The sequence below is a fragment of the Streptomyces sp. NPDC030245 genome (assembly GCF_055572995.1).
The window spans coordinates 126493-145105 of the sequence record NZ_JBVICF010000009.1 but is presented as its reverse complement, the minus strand read 5'-3'; the positions used below and the strand labels follow the sequence as shown (position 1 = coordinate 145105).

Annotated in this window: 9 protein-coding genes; 6 read left to right on the top strand and 3 right to left on the bottom strand. The window is 73.9% G+C overall.

Annotated features, from left to right (window positions below; genetic code table 11):
* Window positions 1-4 precede the first annotated feature (4 nt).
* The 6 genes from ACZ4Z4_RS24065 to ACZ4Z4_RS24040 all read left to right on the top strand — a co-directional run bounded on the left by ACZ4Z4_RS24065 (window position 5) and on the right by ACZ4Z4_RS24040 (window position 15181).
* A complete protein-coding gene (locus ACZ4Z4_RS24065) occupies window positions 5-1000 on the top strand; it encodes a TroA family protein (protein ID WP_468330774.1) in 996 nt (331 codons plus the stop codon).
* Window positions 997-2019, top strand: a complete 1023-nt coding sequence (locus ACZ4Z4_RS24060) for a FecCD family ABC transporter permease (RefSeq protein ID WP_468330771.1) — start codon at window positions 997-999, stop codon at window positions 2017-2019. Before ACZ4Z4_RS24065 ends, ACZ4Z4_RS24060 begins: the two co-directional genes overlap by 4 nt.
* A 62-nt stretch (window positions 2020-2081) precedes the next feature.
* The gene (locus tag ACZ4Z4_RS24055) at window positions 2082-3011 is read left to right on the top strand and encodes a FecCD family ABC transporter permease (RefSeq protein WP_468331470.1); all 930 of its coding nucleotides are present in this window, start codon (window positions 2082-2084) and stop codon (window positions 3009-3011) included.
* Window positions 3008-3793, top strand: a complete 786-nt coding sequence (locus ACZ4Z4_RS24050; protein ID WP_468330768.1) for an ABC transporter ATP-binding protein — start codon at window positions 3008-3010, stop codon at window positions 3791-3793. Before ACZ4Z4_RS24055 ends, ACZ4Z4_RS24050 begins: the two co-directional genes overlap by 4 nt.
* Window position 3794: 1 nt before the next feature.
* A complete protein-coding gene (locus ACZ4Z4_RS24045) occupies window positions 3795-13778 on the top strand; it encodes an amino acid adenylation domain-containing protein (protein ID WP_468330765.1) in 9984 nt (3327 codons plus the stop codon).
* Window positions 13775-15181, top strand: coding sequence for an MDR family MFS transporter (locus ACZ4Z4_RS24040; RefSeq protein WP_468330762.1), 1407 nt, complete (start codon window positions 13775-13777; stop codon window positions 15179-15181). The genes ACZ4Z4_RS24045 and ACZ4Z4_RS24040 overlap by 4 nt, the downstream gene beginning before the upstream one ends.
* On the opposite strand, the gene ACZ4Z4_RS24035 is transcribed toward ACZ4Z4_RS24040, so the two are convergent.
* Genes ACZ4Z4_RS24035 through ACZ4Z4_RS24025 form a run of 3 tightly spaced genes read right to left on the bottom strand, consistent with a single transcriptional unit; the run spans window position 15171 to window position 18534 of the window.
* On the bottom strand, window positions 15171-16754 hold the full coding sequence (locus ACZ4Z4_RS24035; protein WP_468330759.1) for an FMN-binding glutamate synthase family protein: 1584 nt from the start codon (window positions 16752-16754) through the stop codon (window positions 15171-15173). The two genes, ACZ4Z4_RS24040 and ACZ4Z4_RS24035, sit on opposite strands and share 11 nt — an antisense overlap.
* Complete coding sequence (locus ACZ4Z4_RS24030) at window positions 16751-17353, bottom strand: cysteine hydrolase family protein (RefSeq protein WP_468330756.1); 603 nt, start codon at window positions 17351-17353, stop codon at window positions 16751-16753. The genes ACZ4Z4_RS24035 and ACZ4Z4_RS24030 overlap by 4 nt, the downstream gene beginning before the upstream one ends.
* The gene (locus ACZ4Z4_RS24025; RefSeq protein ID WP_468330753.1) at window positions 17350-18534 is read right to left on the bottom strand and encodes an alcohol dehydrogenase catalytic domain-containing protein; all 1185 of its coding nucleotides are present in this window, start codon (window positions 18532-18534) and stop codon (window positions 17350-17352) included. The genes ACZ4Z4_RS24030 and ACZ4Z4_RS24025 overlap by 4 nt, the downstream gene beginning before the upstream one ends.
* Window positions 18535-18613: the final 79 nt, after the last annotated feature.

Below are 18613 nucleotides of genomic sequence, written 5' to 3'. Positions count from 1 at the left end.
AAACATGTCCATACGCAGATCGTCGGCCCTGGTCGGCGCCGTGGCGCTGGCCCTCGTGGTCACCGGATGCGGGTCGTCCGACAAGGGATCGGACGGTTCCGGCAAGGGCGGGACCCGGGTGTTCGCCGCCGACAACGGCAAGATCACCATCCCGGCCGACCCGAAGCGTGTGGTGGCCACCGGCTACGCCGTACCGGCCCTGATCGAGGGCGGCGCCCCGCTCGTCGGCATCTCCTCGTGGAAGCGCGGCGAACCGATGATGAGCAAGCGGGACCTCGCCACGTACAAGAAGACGCCCAAGGTGGCGGGCGAGCTGGCGACCGAGACCAACTACGAGGCCATCGCCGAGGCCGAGCCCGACCTGATCGTCATCGGCGTCCCCGCCCCGGTGCTCGGCGACATCGACGTCAAGCGGCTGGAGGGCATCGCCCCGGTCGTGGCGATCGGCCCGACCGTGCCGTCCGCGTGGCGCGAGCTGACGCACAAGCAGTCCGACGCGGCGGGCGCGCTCAAGAAGTTCGACGTCGCCAAGGACACCTACGAGGCCGAGGCCGGCAAGCTGGCCAAGAAGTACAAGGACGTGCTCCCGCAGCTGAAGCTCGGGCACGTCGGCGCGTACGGCGAGACCGCCAAGGGCACCTTCCAGCGCGAGTTCGGCGGTTCCTGGGGCACCAACATCGCCGAGGACATCGGCGCCAAGTACTACGGCAAGGTCAAGAAGCCCGGCCCCGGCTCGAAGGCCGTCAGCGAGTACCCGTCCATCGAGGAACTCCCGGCCGCGCTCGGCGAGGCCGACGCCATCACCTACTCGGTCAACGCCGACGGCAGCGTCCCCAAGCCGGTGAAGTACGTCATGGACTCGAAGCTGTGGAAGAACCTGCCCGCCGTCAAGGCAGGCAAGACCTTCCCGATCCGCTGCACCGAGGCCGCGACCTACGGGCAGGCCATGCAGACCCTGGACGCGATCGACACGTCGTTCGCGCCGCTCCTGAAGCGGTGACCGCCGCGGGCCGCGCCTGTGAGGCGGCCGCAACCAGACGGGCCGTCCCGCAGACCGGCCTGCTCGTCGGCGGCCTCGTGCTGCTGGCCGTCGTCGCCGTGCTCAGCATCGGCGTCGGAGCCCGCCACGTCGCACCCGGTGAGGTCGTGCGGGCCCTCTTCGACTACCGGGGCACCGACGACCACGTGGTCGTGCGCGACGTCCGGGCGCCGCGGGCCCTGCTCGCCGTCGCGGTGGGCGCCGCCCTCGCGGTGGCGGGCGCGCTCATCCAGACGCTGGCCCGCAACCCGCTGGCCGAGCCCGGCATCCTCGGGGTCACCGCGGGCGCCGGATTCTCCGTCACCGTCGGCTCCGCGCTCGGCCTGACGGCCGGTCAGGCGGGTGAACTGGGCTTCGCGGTCCTCGGCTCCGTCGGCGCGGCGCTCCTCGTCGCCGCCGTCGGACGGCACTCGCCGCTGCGCCTGGTGCTCGCCGGTGTGGCCCTGACCGCCGTGCTGAGCGGCGTCGCGCTGGGCCTGCGGCTGATGCTCCCCGACACCTTCGACGCCTACCGCTTCTGGTCGGTCGGCTCCCTCGCGGCACGCGAACAGGCCCCGCTGGCCCTGCCGTTGACCGTCATCGGGGCCGCCCTGCTCGGCGCGCTGCTGCTGAGCCGGGCGCTCAACGCCCTGTCGCTCGGCGAGAGCGTCGCGCACACCCTGGGCGCGAACGTCGGCCGGGTGCGGGCCGCCGCACTCGTACTGATCACCGTGCTCAGCGGCGCGGCGACGGCGGTCGCGGGACCGATCCTCTTCGTCGGCCTGATCGTGCCGCACCTGGTGCGCAGACCCGCCGGAGGCTCCGTGCCCTGGCTCGTCCTCCACTCGATGGTGCTCGGCCCGATCCTGCTCCTGCTCGCCGACATCGGCTCACGGGTCCTGCTGCCCACCGGCGAGGTGCCGGTGGCCGTCGTGACCGCGTTCCTCGGCGGACCCATGCTGATCTGGGCCGTCCGCCGCTACGGGGCGGGGTCACTGTGAGCACACTCGTACTGAGAGCCGAACGCCGCACCGTGCTGCTCGTCGCGGCCCTGACCGCCCTGATGCTCGGCCTGGGCCTGCTCGGTCTCTGCTACGGCACGTCATGGTCCACGCCCGGCGAGGTGTTCGCCTCGCTGACCGGCACCGACCGCTCCGTGGTGATCTCCGACTGGCGGCTGCCGCGCGTCCTCGCCGGTCTTGTCTTCGGCGCCGCGCTCGGCGTGGCCGGGGCGATCTTCCAGAACCTCACACGCAACCCGCTCGGCAGCCCGGACGTGATCGGCCTCGACGCCGGCGCCTACACCGGCGCCCTGGTCGCCCTCACCGTCCTGTCCGGCACATCCGCCCAGCTGGCCACCGGCTCCGTGCTCGGCGGACTGCTCGTCGCGGCCGTGATCTACCTGCTCTCGTTCGACCGGGGCTTCTCCGGACTGCGCCTCGTCGTGATCGGCATCGCGGTCAACGCGATGGTGACCGCCGTCAACTCGTGGATCGTGCTCCGCGCCGACCTGGAGGTCGCGATCGCCGCCGTCGGCTGGAGCGCCGGCTCACTGGCCGGCGTCGGGTGGGAGGACCTCGGCATCCCCTTCGCGGTGATCGCCGTGCTCCTCGCCCTCATGGCGTCGCGGGCCCACGCCATGCACCAGGCATCGCTCGGCGACGCGATCGCGGTCGCCACCGGCGTCGGACTCAACCGGCTGCGCCTGCTGATGGTGCTCGTCGGCGTCGGCTGCACGGCCACCGTCACCGCGGTGGCGGGACCCATCGCGTTCATCGCCCTCGCCGCCCCGCAGATCGGGCGCAGACTCGCGGGCGCCGCCGGAGTCCCCCTGCTCCCGGCCGCGCTGACCGGAGCGGTCCTGCTCCAAGGCGCCGACCTGCTCGCCCAGATGCTCCTCGCGCCGGTCGCCCTGCCGGTCGGCGTGGTGAGCACCGCGATCGGCGGCTGCTACCTGATCTGGCTGCTGACCAAGGAGGTGGGGCGCGCGTGACCGCACGCCTGACCGCGCGGGACATCACCCTGCGCTACGGAGACCGGGTCGTCTCCACACGGCTGAGCCTCGACGTCCCCGACGGCGCGTTCACCGCCATCGTCGGCCCCAACGCCTGCGGCAAATCCACCCTGTTGCGCGCGCTCGTCCGCCTGCTGCGCCCCGACGACGGACACGTGCGCTTCGACGGCCGCGACGTCCGCGGCTACCCGGCCAAGGCGCTCGCCAGGCAACTCGGCTTCCTGCCGCAGGACCCGCTGGCCCCCGACGACATCAAGGTCCGCCACCTGGTGGGCCGCGGCCGGTTCGCCCACCAGTCGCTGCTGGCGCTCAGGTCGCCCGACGACGAGGCGGCCGTCACCGGGGCGATGACCGCAGCCGGCGTCGCGGACCTGGCCGACCGGCCGGTGCAGGAGCTGTCCGGCGGACAGCGCCAGCGCGTCTGGGTGGCCATGGTCCTCGCCCAGCGCACCCCGTACCTGCTGCTCGACGAACCGACGTCGTTCCTCGACATCACACACCAGTACCAACTGCTCGGCCTGCTCGCCAGGCTGCGCGACGAGGGCCGCACGGTGATCGCCGTCCTCCACGACATCAACCAGGCCTGCCGCTTCGCCGACCACCTGGTCGCCATGAAGGACGGCCGGGTGGTCGCCGAGGGCGACCCCGGGGACATCGTGGACGCCGCGCTGATCAAGGACGTGTTCGACCTGCCGAGCGTCATCGTCCCCGACCCGGTGACCGATACGCCGATGGTCGTCCCCACACTGCAAGGAGAGTAAGTTGAGCACCGCAAGCGTCTCCTCGGACGGCCTGCTCCCCCTGACCGGCGCCCAGGCGGGCATCTGGCACGCGCAGCGCCTCGAACCGGACTCGCCGTACTACGTGGTCGGCGACGTCATCGAGATATCCGGCGGCGAGCCGGTCGACGTCGACGCGCTGACCGAGGCGGTCCGGGCGACCACCGAGGAAGCCGAGACCCTGCGGTTGCGGGTGTACGACACCCCCGAGGGCCCGCGCCAGACGATCAGTCAGGAGCCGGCCGCGCCGCCCGGGTTCGTGGATGTCAGCGGTGAGGACGACCCCGTGGCCGCCGCCCACGCCCTCGTCGACGCCGAACGGGCCCGGGTGGGCGAGGCCTGCCGCGGCATGGTCGACCGCCCGCTGTACGCGCGCACCGTCATCAGACTCTCCGACCGCGAGGTCTGGTACACCCAGCTCGGCCACCACCTCGTCTTCGACGGCTACACCGCCGCGATGCTCGCCCGTCGCACCGCCGCCCGCTACACCGCCCTGGTGCGGGGCACCGAGCCGCGGAAGGCACCCTTCGGCGGGTTCGCCGACCTCGTCGCCGCCGACCGCGCCTACCGCGACAGCGACCGGTTCGCCGAGGACCGGGCGTACTGGGTCGAGCGCTTCACCCCCCTGCCCGACCTGGGCGACACCGACGCGGCGGCCGGCGCGCCCGACCGCACCCTGACCGCCCGCGCCGCCCTCACGCCCGAGGAGACGGCCCGGCTCCGCGCGTTCGCCGACACCGAGGGCGTCACCTGGGGCGAGGCGCTGATCGCCTGCTACGCCGCCTTCCTGCACCGCGTACTCGGCCGCACCGACGTGGTGTTCGCGCTGCCGCTGATGTGCCGCACGGGCTCCGTCGCACTGCGCACCCCCGCCATGGCGGTCAACGTACTGCCGCTGCGGGTGACCGTGCGGCCCGGCGACGGGTTCGGCGAGCTGAGCCGCCGGGTCGCCGCCGCGATGAAGGAGATGCGCGACCACCAGCGCTACCGCGGCGAGGACCTGCCGCGGGACCTCGGCGTACCCGGCGCGGGCGCGCTGCTCCACGGCCGCGGCATCAACCTCAAGGCGTTCGACCTGGCGCTCGACTTCGCGGGCTCCAGTGGCGTCATGCGCAACGTGGCGGGCGGCCCGCCGGAGGACATGGGACTGAGCGTCCTGCCGGCCCGCGACGGCGGCCTGCTGCTCGGCTTCGAGGTCGACGCGAGGACCAACGACCAGGCCTCGGTGGACAGTTCGCTGGCCGGGCTGCGGGCCCTGCTGACCGGGCTGATCGCCGGGCGGACCGTCGGCCGGATCGCCCTCGCCGACGACGTGCGGCGGATCGTCGCGGACTGGTGCCCGCCCGCGCTGCCCGGCACACCCGTGGACGTACCGGCCGCGTTCGACGCGATGGCCGCCGCCGACCCCGGGCACACCGCCCTGGTCTGCGGCGACGACCGGCTCTCCGCGCGGGACCTCGCCGACCGCGTGCACCGGCTCGCCCGCGCGCTGCGGGCCCGCGGCATCGGGACCGACGACGTCGTGGCGCTGGCGCTGCCGCGCTCCGCCGACTCCGTGACCGCCCTCCTCGCCGTCCTCGACGCGGGAGCCGCCTTCCTGCCCCTCGACACCGCCCACCCGCCCGAGCGGCTGCGCGGCCTGATCGACGACACCCGCCCCGCACTGGTCCTGACCGCCACCGACACGGTCGACGGACTGCCCTGGAAGACCCTCGTCGACGAGGCCGCGACACTGCCCGGCACCCCCCTCACCTCCGCTGAACTCGCCGCGCCCCGCCACCCCGACCACCTCGCCTACGTGATCCACACCTCCGGCTCGACCGGCCGCCCCAAGGGCGTGCTCGGCCGCGTCGGCGGCCTGGCCGCGCTCCTGCACCACCAGCGGTCGACGGTCATCGCCGAGGCCGAGGGCGCCGCGAAGCGCACCCTGCGCGTCGCGCACACCTACTCCTTCGCCTTCGACTCCGCGTTCGACCATCTGATGTGGCTGCTGTGCGGGCACGAACTGCACGTGTACGACGCCGGGACCGCCCGCGACGCCGACGCCCTGCTCGACGCGTACGCCCGCGACGGCATCGACATCGTCGACACCACCCCCTCGATGGCCGCGCCGCTGGTCGACGGCGGCCTCCTCGACCGGCGGCCGACGCTGCTCGTCCTCGGCGGCGAGGCCACCCCGCCCGCGCTCTGGCGGCGCATCGCCGACTCCGGCGTCACCGCGCGGAACATGTACGGGCCGACCGAGGCCACCGTGGACGCCACCACGGCCCGCGTCGACGCCGGCGAACCGACGATCGGCCACCCGCTCGCCGGCACCCGCGTCTACGTGCTCGACAGCGCGCTGCAACCCGTACCGCACGGCAGGACGGGCGAGCTCTACCTGGCGGGACCGCACCTGGCGCGCGGCTACCTCGGCAGGCCGGGGGCGACCGCCGACCGGTTCGTCGCCGACCCCTTCGGCCCGCGCGGCGCACGCATGTACCGTACCGGCGACCTGGCCCGGTGGGTGCCGGGCCGGGGCCTGGACTACCTCGGCCGCGGCGACGGCCAGGTCAAGATCCGCGGCTACCGGGTGGAGACCGGCGAGGTCGAGGCCGCGCTCGGCGCCGTGCCCGGCGTCACCGCGGCGGCCGCCACCGTCCGGTCGTCCCGGCTGATCGGGTACGTCGCGTCCGCCTCGGTCACCGGTGACGAAGTGCGCGTCCGGCTGGCCGCGACGCTGCCCGAGCACATGGTCCCCGCGGCCGTGGTCGTCCTCGACGAACTGCCCGTCACCGCCAACGGAAAGCTCGACCGCGCCGCCCTGCCCGCACCCGTCTCCGCCGGCGGCGGCCGCGCGCCGCGCACCGAGCGGGAACGCCTGCTCTGCGCGGTCCTCGCCGACGTGTTCGAGGTCGAGCGCGTCAGCGTCGACGACGACTTCTTCTCCCTCGGCGGCGACAGCATCACCGCGATCACCATCAGCAGCCGACTGCGGGCCAGAGGCCTCGAACTACGGCCACGGGACCTCCTCGCACGCCGCACCTTCGCCGCCCTCGCCGCGTCGGCGGGCCGGGCCGAGGACGTGGCCGCGCCGGTGGACGACCCGACAGGACCCGTGCCCGCGCCGCCCATCGTGCGCGGCCTCCTCGACCCGCACCCGGACGTCGACGTCGTCGCCTCCTACGCCCAGTGGACCGCCCTCCACGTCGACGGGCTCACCCGCGCCGACCTGACCGCGGGCGTACAGGCGGTGCTCGACCACCACGACGCGCTGCGCCTGCGGGCGGGCGACGGCCTCGAAGTGCTGCCGCGCGGCGCCGTACGGGCCGTCGTCGACGAGGTCCACGGCGAGGACGTGACCGCCCTGGCCGAGCGCCTCGCCGCACAACTCCACCCGCGCTCGGGCGACTTGGTGCGGGCGGCCCTGCTCCGTACCGAAGACCCCGCCGCGGCTCGTGACACCTCCGACCGGCTGGTCGTCGTCGTACACCACCTCGCCATGGACGGTGTGTCCTGGCGCATCCTGCTGCCCGACCTGCACGCGGCCTGCACGGGCGGCACCCTCGAACCCGCCGGGGCGTCCTGGCGCCGGCACGCCGCACTCCTCGCCGAGCAGGGCGCGTCCGGCGCCCGACGACACGAACTCGACCACTGGCGGACCGCGCTCGCCGCCGCCTCCCGGCTCGGCGCCCGGCCCCTCGACCCCGCACGGGACACCGTGGCGACCGCCCACCGGTCGGTCACCGTGGCCTCGCCCGAGGTCACCGAGGCGGTCCTGACGACGCTGCCCGCGGCGTACCGCGCCGGTGTCGACGAGGTGCTGCTCGCCGCGCTCGTGCTCGCCCTGCGCGAATGGGGCCTGCCGGGCGACGCGGTGACCGTGTCGATGGAGGGCCACGGCCGCGAACACCTCGACCTGTCCCGCACGGTCGGCTGGTTCACCAGCGAGTACCCCGTCCGCGTCCCCCTGGCCGACGGCGTGGAACAGGTGCTGCGTGCGGCCAAGGAAGCCAGACGCGGCGTCCCCGACAACGGCATCGGCTACGGCGTCCTGCGTCACCTCGATCCGCAGGCCGGCCCCGAGCTCGCGGCCACGCCGCCGCCCGACGTTCTCCTCAACTACCTGGGCCGCTTCGCCTCACCGCCCGGCACCGGCTGGCGGCTGCCCGAGCACGACGCCTTCTCGGTGACCGAGCCGGGCGCCAAGGCACTGGAGCAGGTCCTCGCCCTCAACTGCTTCGTCCACGAGGAGGGCGCGCCGCGCCTCGCCGTCGAGTGGACGGCCGCGACCGAGGTGCTCGGCGCCGACGCCGTACTGGCGCTGCGGAACGCCTGGGCCGCCGCGCTCGACGCGCTCGCCGAGCACGCGCGCCACACCGAGGGCGGCCTCACCCCCTCGGACCTGCCGCTCGTCGCCCTCGACCAGCCCGCCATCGACGCCCTCGAACGCACCGGCCGCATCACCGACGTACTGCCCGCCACACCGCTACAGGTCGGACTCTCCTTCCACACCCTCGTCCGCGACGACCACGACGCCGACGTCTACGTCGTGCAGGCCGTGACGACCCTGGCCGGCGAGGTGCGGCCCGACCGGATGGCCGAGGCCGCCCGCGAACTCCTGCGCCGCCACCCCGCGCTGCGCGGGTACCTCGGCACCGCCGGGGACGACGTGGTGCAGGTGATCCCCGCCGACGTGACCCTCGACTGGCGGCAGGACGACCGGTTCCCCGAGGCCGCGAGGGAAGACCTGGAGCGCCCCTTCGACCCGGCCCGGCCGCCGCTGATCCGCTTCCTGCTGTCCCGCGTCGGCCCCGCCGAGCACAAGCTCGTCATCACCAACCACCACGCGCTTCTTGACGGCTGGTCGATGCCGGTCGTCGGCCGCACCCTCCTCGCCCTCTACGCCGAGCTGGGCGGCGGCCCCGCCGCCCCCACCGCCCCGCCGCTGTCGGAGTACTTCCGGTGGCTCGCGGGACGGGACCACGAGGCGTCGCTCGCCGCGTGGCGCGACGCGCTCGCCGGAGTCGACGACGCGACGCGGCTCGCCCCCGCCGCCGCCGGGACCGGCGTCGAGCGGCCCGGCCGCGAAACCCTCACCCTGCCGCGCGAGTTCAGCGACCGGCTGCGCGCCTTCGCCCGCGAACAGGGCGTCACCCTCACCACGGTCCTCCAGACCGCCTGGGGCCTGCTCCTCGGCAAGCTCACCGGCCGCCGCGACGTCGTCTTCGGCTGCCCCGTCTCCGGCCGGCCCGCCGAGGTCGACGGCGTGGAGTCGATGATCGGCCAGCTCGGCACCACCATCCCGGTCCGCGTCCGGCACACCCAGGACCAGACCGCGAGCGACCTCATGGCCCGAGTGCACGCCGAGAGCGTCGCCCTCGCCGAGCACCACCACGTCGGCCTGCCGGAGATCCAGCGGGCGGCCGGCGTCGGTGAGCTCTTCGACACGATGCTGGTGATGGAGAACTTCCCGCTCTCCAGCCGCCGGCGCACCCCGCTCGCCCCCGGACTCGACCTGACGGGCGTCGACATCACCGACGCCACGCACTACGCGCTGACCGTCATCGTCATCCCCGACGAAGAGATCACCATCGGCCTCGGCTACCAGCCGCGCGCCTTCGACGCGGACACCGTGCGCGACTACGGCCGCTGGCTCCGCACCATCCTGCGCGAGATCGTCGACGACCCGGCACGCCCCGCGCTGCGGCTGCCCGCGCTCGACCCCGACGAACGCGAGCGCGTCCTGCGCACCGGCACCGGAATCGTCCCCGCGCGGCAACGCGGCCACTGGCTCGACGAGTTCACCGCCTGGGTCCTGCGCAAGCCGGCCGCCGAGGCTCTCGTCTGCCGCGAACGCAGCCTCACCTACGCGGAGTTGGACCGGCGGGCGAACCGGCTCGCCCACGCGCTGATCGCACGCGGCGTACGGCCCCAGGACCCCGTCGCGGTACTGCTCGGGCGCGACATCGAGATGACCGTCGCGCTGTTCGGCGTGGCCAAGGCGGGCGCGGTGTACGTGCCGATGGACGCGACCTACCCGCGCGAGCGGCTCGCGTTCATGTTCGACGACATCGCCCCGGCCGCCGTCGTCTCCACCGGCGCCGAACTCCCCGTCGACCGCGACATCCCGGTCCTGCGCCTCGACGACCCGGCCACCCTCGCCTCCGTGCCCGACACCGACCCGGCCGAGGCCCGCGCCAGGCTCACCGAGGACGCCCTCGCGTACGTCATCTACACCTCCGGCACCACCGGGCGCCCCAAGGGCGTCGGCGTGACCCACCGGGGCGTACCCGACCTGATCGCGCTCCAGGAGGACGTCGTCGGCGTCACCGAGCACGACCGGTACCTGCACTTCGCGTCGACCAGCTTCGACGTCGCGTTCTGGCAGACCATGGTGCCGCTCCTGTCCGGCGGCACGTCCGTGATCGCCCCCGAGGAGGTCCGCGTCCCCGGCGACGAACTCCTCGACTACATCGTCGAACACCGCGTGACGGGCGTGAACCTGCTGCCGTCGTTCCTCGCCGCGATGCCCGACGACCGCACCGTCGACCCCGACGTGTTCTTCGTCGTCGGCGCCGAGCGCCTCGACCCCGAACTGGCCCGGCGCTGGGGGAGGGGCCGCCGGGCGCTCTTCAACGCCTACGGCCCCACCGAGGTCACCATCAACTCCGTCACCTGGCACTACGACCCGGACGACGCGGGACCGCTGCCCATCGGCCGCCCCGACCCGGGCGTCCGCGCCTACGTCCTCGACGGCGGGCTCCAGCCGGCCGGCGTCGGCATGACCGGCGAGCTGTACCTCGCCGGGCCGAGCCTGGCCCGCGGCTACCTCGGCCGTCCCGGGCTGACGTCCGAGCGGTTCGTCGCCGACCCGTTCGGACCGCCCGGCGAGCGGATGTACCGGACCGGCGACCTGGTCCGCTGGCGGCCCGACGGGCAGCTGGTCTTCCTCGGCCGCGTCGACCACCAGGTCAAGGTGCGCGGCTTCCGCGTCGAGCTGGGCGAGATCGAGGCCACGCTGACCGGCCACCCCGACGTCCGCGCCTGCGCCGTGATCGTCCGCGAAGGACGCCTCGTCGGCTACGTCATCCCCACCGACGGCGCCGACCCGGACACCGCCCGCGTACGCGAGTACCTGGCCGCGGAGCTGCCCGACCACATGGTGCCGACGGCGCTCGTCCCCCTCGACCGGCTGCCGCTCGGCCCCAGCGGCAAGCTCGACCCCACCGCGCTGCCCGCCCCCGAGACCGCCGCCGCGGCCCGGCGCGCACCCGCCACCGAGGCCGAAGCCGTCCTGCTCGGCGTCTTCCGGGACGTCCTCGGCACCGACGCCATCGGCCCCGACGACGACTTCTTCACCATCGGCGGCGACAGCATCGTCTCGCTGCAAGTGGTCTCCCGCGCCCGCCGCCAAGGGCTCGGCCTGACCGCGCGGGACGTCTTCGAGGGCGCGACGGTCGCCGGCATCGCGGCACGGGCCCGGGCCCTCGACGGCGGTGCGGCGCCCGCGACCGGCGACGCGCCGCTCACCCCGCTCATGCGGGACCTGCTGCGCCGCGCGGGCACCGCCGCCGACGGGTTCTGCCAGTGGGTGGAGATCTGCGTCCCGCCGGGCGGCGACTCCGCCACCTGGCAGGCCGTCCTCGACGCGCTCCTGACCCGGCACGACGCGCTGCGGGCCCGCCTGACCGACGACGCCCTGCACATTCCGCCGGCCGGCGCGGTGACCGGGGCCGACGTCCTGACCTGCGTCCGCGCCGCCGACGACGTGCGGGCCACGGTCGACGCCCTCGTCACCGGGGTCCGCGACGCGATGGATCCGCGCACCGGCCCGCTGCTGCGCGCCGTGTGGGTGGACGCGGGACCCGACCGGCCCGGCAGGCTCGTCCTGATCGCCCACCACCTGGTCGTCGACGGTGTCTCCTGGCGCGTCCTCCTCGACGACGTCGAGCACGCCCACTCCGGCGGCGAACTGACCCGGCACGGCCAGTCGTTCCTCGGCTGGGCGCGGTCGCTGCGCGCCGCCGACCGCCGGTCCGAACTGCCCCACTGGCGGCGGATGACCGCCACCCCGGCGCTCGCCCGCCCGCTCGACCCCGCCCGGGACACCGTCGCCACCGCGCGGCACCACGAGATCCGGCTCGACACCGCCTCGACCCGCGCCCTCGTCACGACTCTGCCCGCCGCCTGCCGCAGCACCCCGGACGCCGTGCTCCTCACGGCGCTCGCGAAGGCGGTACGGGCCTGGCGCGGCGCCCGGGAAGTCCTGGTCGCCCTGGAGAGCCACGGCCGCCCGCGGCACGTCGACCTCTCCCAGACCGTCGGCTGGTTCACCGCCGTCCACCCCGTGCGCCTCGACGCCGACGACGACGTGCGGGCGGTCGGGGAGCGGCTGCGCGCCCAGGGCGACGGCCTCGGGCACGGCATCCTCACCTCGGCGGGCCTCCTCGACCCCGTGACGCCGGAGGTCGCCTGGAACTACCTCGGTCGGTTCCCCGGCGCCCCGGCCGACGAGACACCGTGGCAGGCGCCGCCGGACGCCGACCCGCTCGGTTCGGGCGGCACCGACGCGCTGCCGCTGCCGCACAGCCTCATGGTCAACGCCCTGGTGCGCGACGACGCGCTCGGCATCCGCATCACCTGGCCGGAAGCGCTGTTCACCGCCGCCGAAGTGGCGGAGCTCGCCGCGTGCCTGCGGAGCGCGCTACAGGAGCTCGCCGCCGCACCGGAGATCAGGGCACTCGACCACGGCCGGCCCATCGCCGCGGTCCAGCCCCTCACCCCGCTCCAGGAAGTGATGCTGCGGCACTCGCGCACCGAACGCCCCGACCCGTACACCGTGCAGTCGGCGTTCTCCCTCGCGGGACCGCTCGACACCGACGCCCTGCGCGCCGCGGGCGGCGACCTGCTGGCCCGGCACCCGAACCTGGGCGCCGTGTTCCCCGCCGACCTGGCGGTGCTCCCCGAGTCGCCCGTGCCGGACTTCCGCGTGGTCGACGGGTCCGCCGAGGACGTCCTCGCGGCCGACCTGGCCGAACCGTTCGACCTCGCACGCGGCCCGCTGCTCCGCCTGACCGTGATCCGGGAGGGCACCGACCTCGCCCACCTGGTAATGACCAGTCACCACGTGCTCTCCGACGGCTGGTCGGCCCCGCGCATCCTCACCGAACTGTTCGACCTCTACACCGCACGCGTCCGCGGCGTCGCCGCCGACCTGCCCGCCCCCGTGCCGTTCGGCGACTACCTGCGCTGGCGCGCCGACCACGAGCCCGACCTCGACATCTGGGCCGCCGAGCTGGCCGGACTGCCCGAAGGGGACCACCTCGGCGGCGGCGAGCCCGGCCCGGCCTGGCAGGAGCCCACGCTCATCACCTTCGACGCGGCACTGGTGGCCGAGCTGACCGACCTCGCGGCGCGGCGCGGCCTGACCCGCAACACCCTGGTGCAGGGCGCCTGGTCGGTGCTGCTCGCCCGGCGCTCCGGCCGCGCCGACGTGTGCTTCGGCGCCATGGTGGCCTGCCGTCCGCCGGAGCTCGCGGGCGTCGAGGAGATCGTCGGTCTCCTCGCCAACACGGTGCCGGTACGCGCACGCCTCACCGGCACCCTCGCCGACACGCTCGCCGACCTCCAGGCCCGCCAGCGCGCCCTGGTCGAGCACCACCACGTCGCGCTCTCCGACCTGGAGCGGCTGACCGGGCGGCGCAAACTCTTCGACAGCCTGGTGGTGTTCGAGAACTACCCGGTCGATCCGGACCGCCTCCGCGAACCCGCCCCCGGACTCACCCTGGTCGGCACCCGCTTCCGTGAGGCCACGCACCATCCGGCGACCCTGACGGTCATGCCGGACGGCGACGGCTGGACCGGCGTACTCGCCCACCGGGCGGGCGTGGCCGTCGACGGGCTCGCCGACGAACTCCTCGACGTGCTCCGCACCCTGGACAAGCACCTCGACCACGACGTCCGCGACCTTCTGGAGCGCCGATGACCAAGGACGTCGCACCACCCGCCGAGCGGGAGCGGGTGGACGGGCAGCTGCTGCGCATCGCGTTCATCCTGGTACTCGGCACCTTCATGGCCACGCTGGACGCCACCATCGTGAGCGTCGGCATCGACCGGCTGACGGAGGAGTTCGACGCGTCCGTCGCCGACATCCAGTGGGTCAGCACCGCCTATCTGCTCGCCGTCGTCGCCGCCGTGCCCGCCTCGGGCTGGCTGGCCGACCGGTTCGGCGGCCGGCGGACGTGGCTCGCCGCCGTGGGGGTGTTCCTGCTCGGCTCGGTGCTGTGCGCGCTGGCCTGGTCGGCGGCCGGCCTGGTCGTGTTCCGGGTGGTCCAGGGGCTCGGCGGTGGCCTGCTTCCCGCGACCGGCCAGGCGCTGCTCGCCCGCATCGCGGGGCGCGGCCGCACCGGCCGGGTGATCAGCGTCGTCGCGGTCGTCCCGCTCCTGTCGCCGGTGTTCGGCCCGCTCGTCGGCGGTGCCCTCCTCGGGGTGGCGTCCTGGCAGTGGCTGTTCCTGGTCAACCTGCCCATCGGCGCGGCCGCCGTCCTCCTCGCACGCCGTTACGTCCCCGACGTACCGCCGTCGACCAGGCGGACGGCGTTCGACCTGCGGGGAGCCGCGCTGCTCTCACCCGGCCTCGCCGTCCTTGTGTACGGGCTGACCGAGGTCGCCCACGGCCGCGGCCTGCCCGCGGTGCTCGGGGTGACGGCGGGCGTCGCGATGCTGGTGGGCTTCGCGGTGCACGGGCTGCGGACGCGGGGCACCCCGCTGGTCGACCCGCTGCTGTTCACCCGGCCGCCCTTCGGGGCCGCCGCCCTCGCGCTGCTCGTCCTCGGCGCCTCGGTGTTCGGCACGACGTTCCTGCTGCCGCTGTACTTCCAGACCGGCCGGGGCCTCACGGCATGGGAGGCCGGGCTGCTGCTCGCCCCGCAGGGACTGGGCGCGGCGGCCGGGTCCGTCCTGGTCAACCGCACCATCGACAAGGTCGCGCCGCGGACCCTGGTGGTCACCGGCATCACGCTGATCCTCATGGGCACGGTCCCGTTCACCCTGCTAGGCCACGAGCCCCCGGACGTGCTGATCATCGCCGCGCTCGCGGTCCGCGGCGTCGGCATGGCGATGATCGGCGCACCCGTGATGAACATCGTCTACAGCCGCATCGACCCCGAGCACCTGCCCCGCGCGTCCGGGGCGCTCAACCTCCTGAACACGGTGGGAGGGTCGGTCGGCACGGCCGCTCTCGCGGTGGTCCTCCAGGACCGGCTGGCCGCCCGGGGCCCGGACGTCGCCTCGGCGTTCGCCGACACCTTCTGGTGGGTCCTCGGGTTCTGCCTGCTCGCCGCCGCGGGCGCCACCAGGCTGCCGGGGACCCGGACGGTCAGGAGGTGAAGCTGTCCGGGTCCGCCGCCCGCCAGTCGGCGGCCCAGCCCTGTGGCGGCGCCGCGAGCAGTTCGCCGGGGGAGAGCCAGTCGTACAGCTCGGCGTAGGACCGGAACCTGCCGCGGTCCTCGCGGCGCCGCAGGTGGTGCGGGCCCAGTTCCGACGGGTCGCGGACGCCCATCGCGGCCATGATCTGGAGCGCGCTGTGGACCGTGGCCCGCTGGTACCGCGTGACGCGGGCGGCCTTGTCCACGACGTCGAGGGCGCGGGCCCGGTGCGGGTCCGTGGTGGTGACACCGGTCGGGCAGTGGTTGGTGTGACAGCGCTGGGCCTGGATGCATCCGACGGCGAACATCATGGCGCGGGCGGCGTTGGTGTAGTCGGCGCCCATGGCGAGCCGCTTGACGATGTCGGTGCCGGTCGCCACCTTGCCGCTGGCGCCGACCCGGATCCGGTCCCGCAGCCCGGCGCCGACGAGGGAGTTGTGCACCGTGATGAGCCCGTCGGTGAGCGGCATCCCGAGGTGGTCGGCGAATTCGAGGGGCGCCGCGCCCGTGCCGCCCTCGGCGCCGTCCACCACGATGAAGTCGGGGGTGATCCCCTCCGCCTCCATGGCCTTGCACACGGCGAGGAACTGCGCGCGGGAACCGGGGCACAGCTTGAAGCCGACCGGTTTGCCGTGGGCCAACTCCCGCATCCGGGCGAGGAAGTGGACCAGTTCGCGCGGGGTCGAGAAGACGCGGTGGTACGGCGGCGAGACGACGGTCTCACCTTGCGGCACACCGCGTACCGAGGCGATCTCGGCGTTGACCTTGCCGCCGGGCAGGACGCCTCCGATCCCCGGTTTCGCCCCCTGCGACAGCTTGAGCGACACACAGCGCACGGCGGGGTGGGCCGCCTTCTCGGCGAACTGCCGCGCGTCGAAGCCCCCGTCGGGGGTGCGGCAGCCGAAGTAGCCGGTCCCGATCTCCCAGATCAGGTCGCCGCCGGGCCGCAGGTGGTAACCGGACAGGCCGCCCTCGCCGGTGTCGTGCGCGAACCCGCCGCGCGCCGCACCGGTGTTGAGCGCCACGATGGCGTTGGCCGAGAGCGAGCCGAAGCTCATCGCCGAGACGTTGAGGAGAGCCATGTCGTACGGCTCGGCGCAGTCGGGGCCGCCGATCCTGACCCGGGGCGGGTCGTCGCGGACGTCCACCGGCGCCATGGACGGCACGAGGAACTCGTAGCCGCGGTTGTCCATGTCGCGCTCACTGCCGAAGGGCTCCTCGGCGGCGACACCCTTGGCCCGTTCGTAGACGATGCTGCGGGTGTCGCGGTCGTAGGGCCTGCCGTCGTAGTTGCGCTCCACGAAGTACTGCTGGAGCTCCGGGCGCATCGCCTCCATGAGGAACCGCAGATGGCCCAGGACGGGGTAGTTCCGCAGCACGGAGTGGCGCCTCTGCACGAGGTCGTACACCCCGGTCAGCGCCACGGCCGCCAGCGGCCCTGCGGCCGCCCACCACCACGGGGACACCAGGAGGGCGAGCAGCACACCGCCCACCGCGCAGGCCGTCAGAAGGCCCACCGTTACGAAACGCGTCATGATCCTTTTGCTTGCGTGGGCCGTTCGGTTGCTTGCGTGGGCCGTTCGGTGAAGGCGACCTCGCTGCCGTGGGCGAGGCGGGCTCCGAGGTTGATCCGCATCATCTCCAGGGCGGCCTCGGCGAGGTGCGGGTGGATGTGGGCGACCGCGTCGACCACCACCGTCACGTCGAAATGCCGGATGTGGGCGTCCAGCGCGGAGTACAGCACGCACTGCTCGGTCACCTGACCGCACAGCGTCACGTCCTGGACGCCCAGCTCCCACAGGAGATAGGCGAGCGGGGTCTCGTAGAAGATCGAATGGCGGGCCTTGACGACGAACAGGGAGTCGTCGTCGGGCCGGATCGGCTCGACCAGGTCCGCGTGGGGCCCCGCCATGGCGGCGTCGATCAGCTCTCCCTGGTGGGAGCGCCACTGGCCGAAGTTGTCGTTGACGTAGATCACCGGGACGCCGCTCGCGCGGGCCGCCGCGAGGAGATCCGCGAGGACCGGCACGACCTTGCGTGCCGAGGGCAGGAGCAGCTCCGCGTCCCGGTGGTCGTACGTGTTGATCATGTCGATCACGACCAGGGCGCTCCGGTCACCGTGCCGCTCGGTCATGGCTTCAGGAGTGTCTTGACCATGCCGTCCTCCTTGGCCTGGAAGGTCGCGTAGGCGGCCGGGGCGTCCTGGAGCGGCAGGTGGTGCGTGGCGAAGGTGTCGACGCCGAGGGGGTCGTCGTCCGTGAGGTGCGGGCGGATGTCATCGACCCAGCGCCACACGTTGGCCTGGCCCATGCGCACCTGGAGCTGCTTGTCGAACATGGTCAGCAGCGGCATCGGGCTGGCCGCCCCGCCGTAGACACCGCTGATCGAGAGGGTGCCGCCGCGCCGGACCGCGTCGATGCCCGCGAGGAGCGCGCCCATGCGGTCGACACCGGCCTTCTCCATCAGGGGGCGGGCGAGCTTGTCGGGCAGCAGCCCGGTCGCCCACTGGGCGGCCTTCGCCACCGGCGCCCCGTGCGCTTCGAGGCCGACCGCGTCGATCACGGCGTCGGTGCCGCGCCCCTGGGTGAGCTCGCGGACGGCGTCGCCCAGGTCCTTCTCGTGGTGCCGCAGGTCGATGACGGTGACGCCGTTGCGCCGGGCGCGTTCGAGCCGCGTGTCCACGAGGTCGACGCCGATCACGAGCTCCGCGCCGCGCAGCCGCGCGATGCGCGTGGCCATGTCGCCGATGGGGCCGAGGCCGATCACCGTGACGCTGCCGCCGCGCGGGATGTCGGCGTACTCCACGGCCTGCCAGGCGGTGGGCAGCACGTCGGACAGGTACACGAACCGATCGTCCGGCGGCCCCTGCGGCACCTTGATGGGCAACGTGTTGCCGAAGGGAACACGCAGCAGCTCGGCCTGCCCGCCGGGCACCTGCCCGTAGAGCTTGGTGTAGCCGAACAGGGAGCCTCCGCTGCCCATGGAGGTGACCTGCGTCGTCTCGCACTGCGACTGGAGCCCCTGCCGGCACATCCAGCAGGTGTTGCAGGAGACGTTGAACGGAATCACCACGCGGTCGCCCACGGCCAACTCGGTGACGTCGGGACCCTTCTCCGCCACGATCCCCATGGCCTCGTGGCCCAGGATGTCGCCGACGTCGAGGAACGGCCCGAGGACCTCGTAGAGGTGCAGGTCCGAACCGCAGATGCCGGTGGACGTCACCTGGACGATCACATCGTCCGGCTTCTCGATACGGGGGTCGGGCACCTCGTCGACGCGTACGTCGCGTTTGCCTTGCCATGTGAGAGCACGCATGAGGACGTACCTTCCTTGCTGGCTTGCGTCTGGCCGGGTGTGGGCTCCTCCCAGGCTGCCCACACAGTGCGCCGGTCCG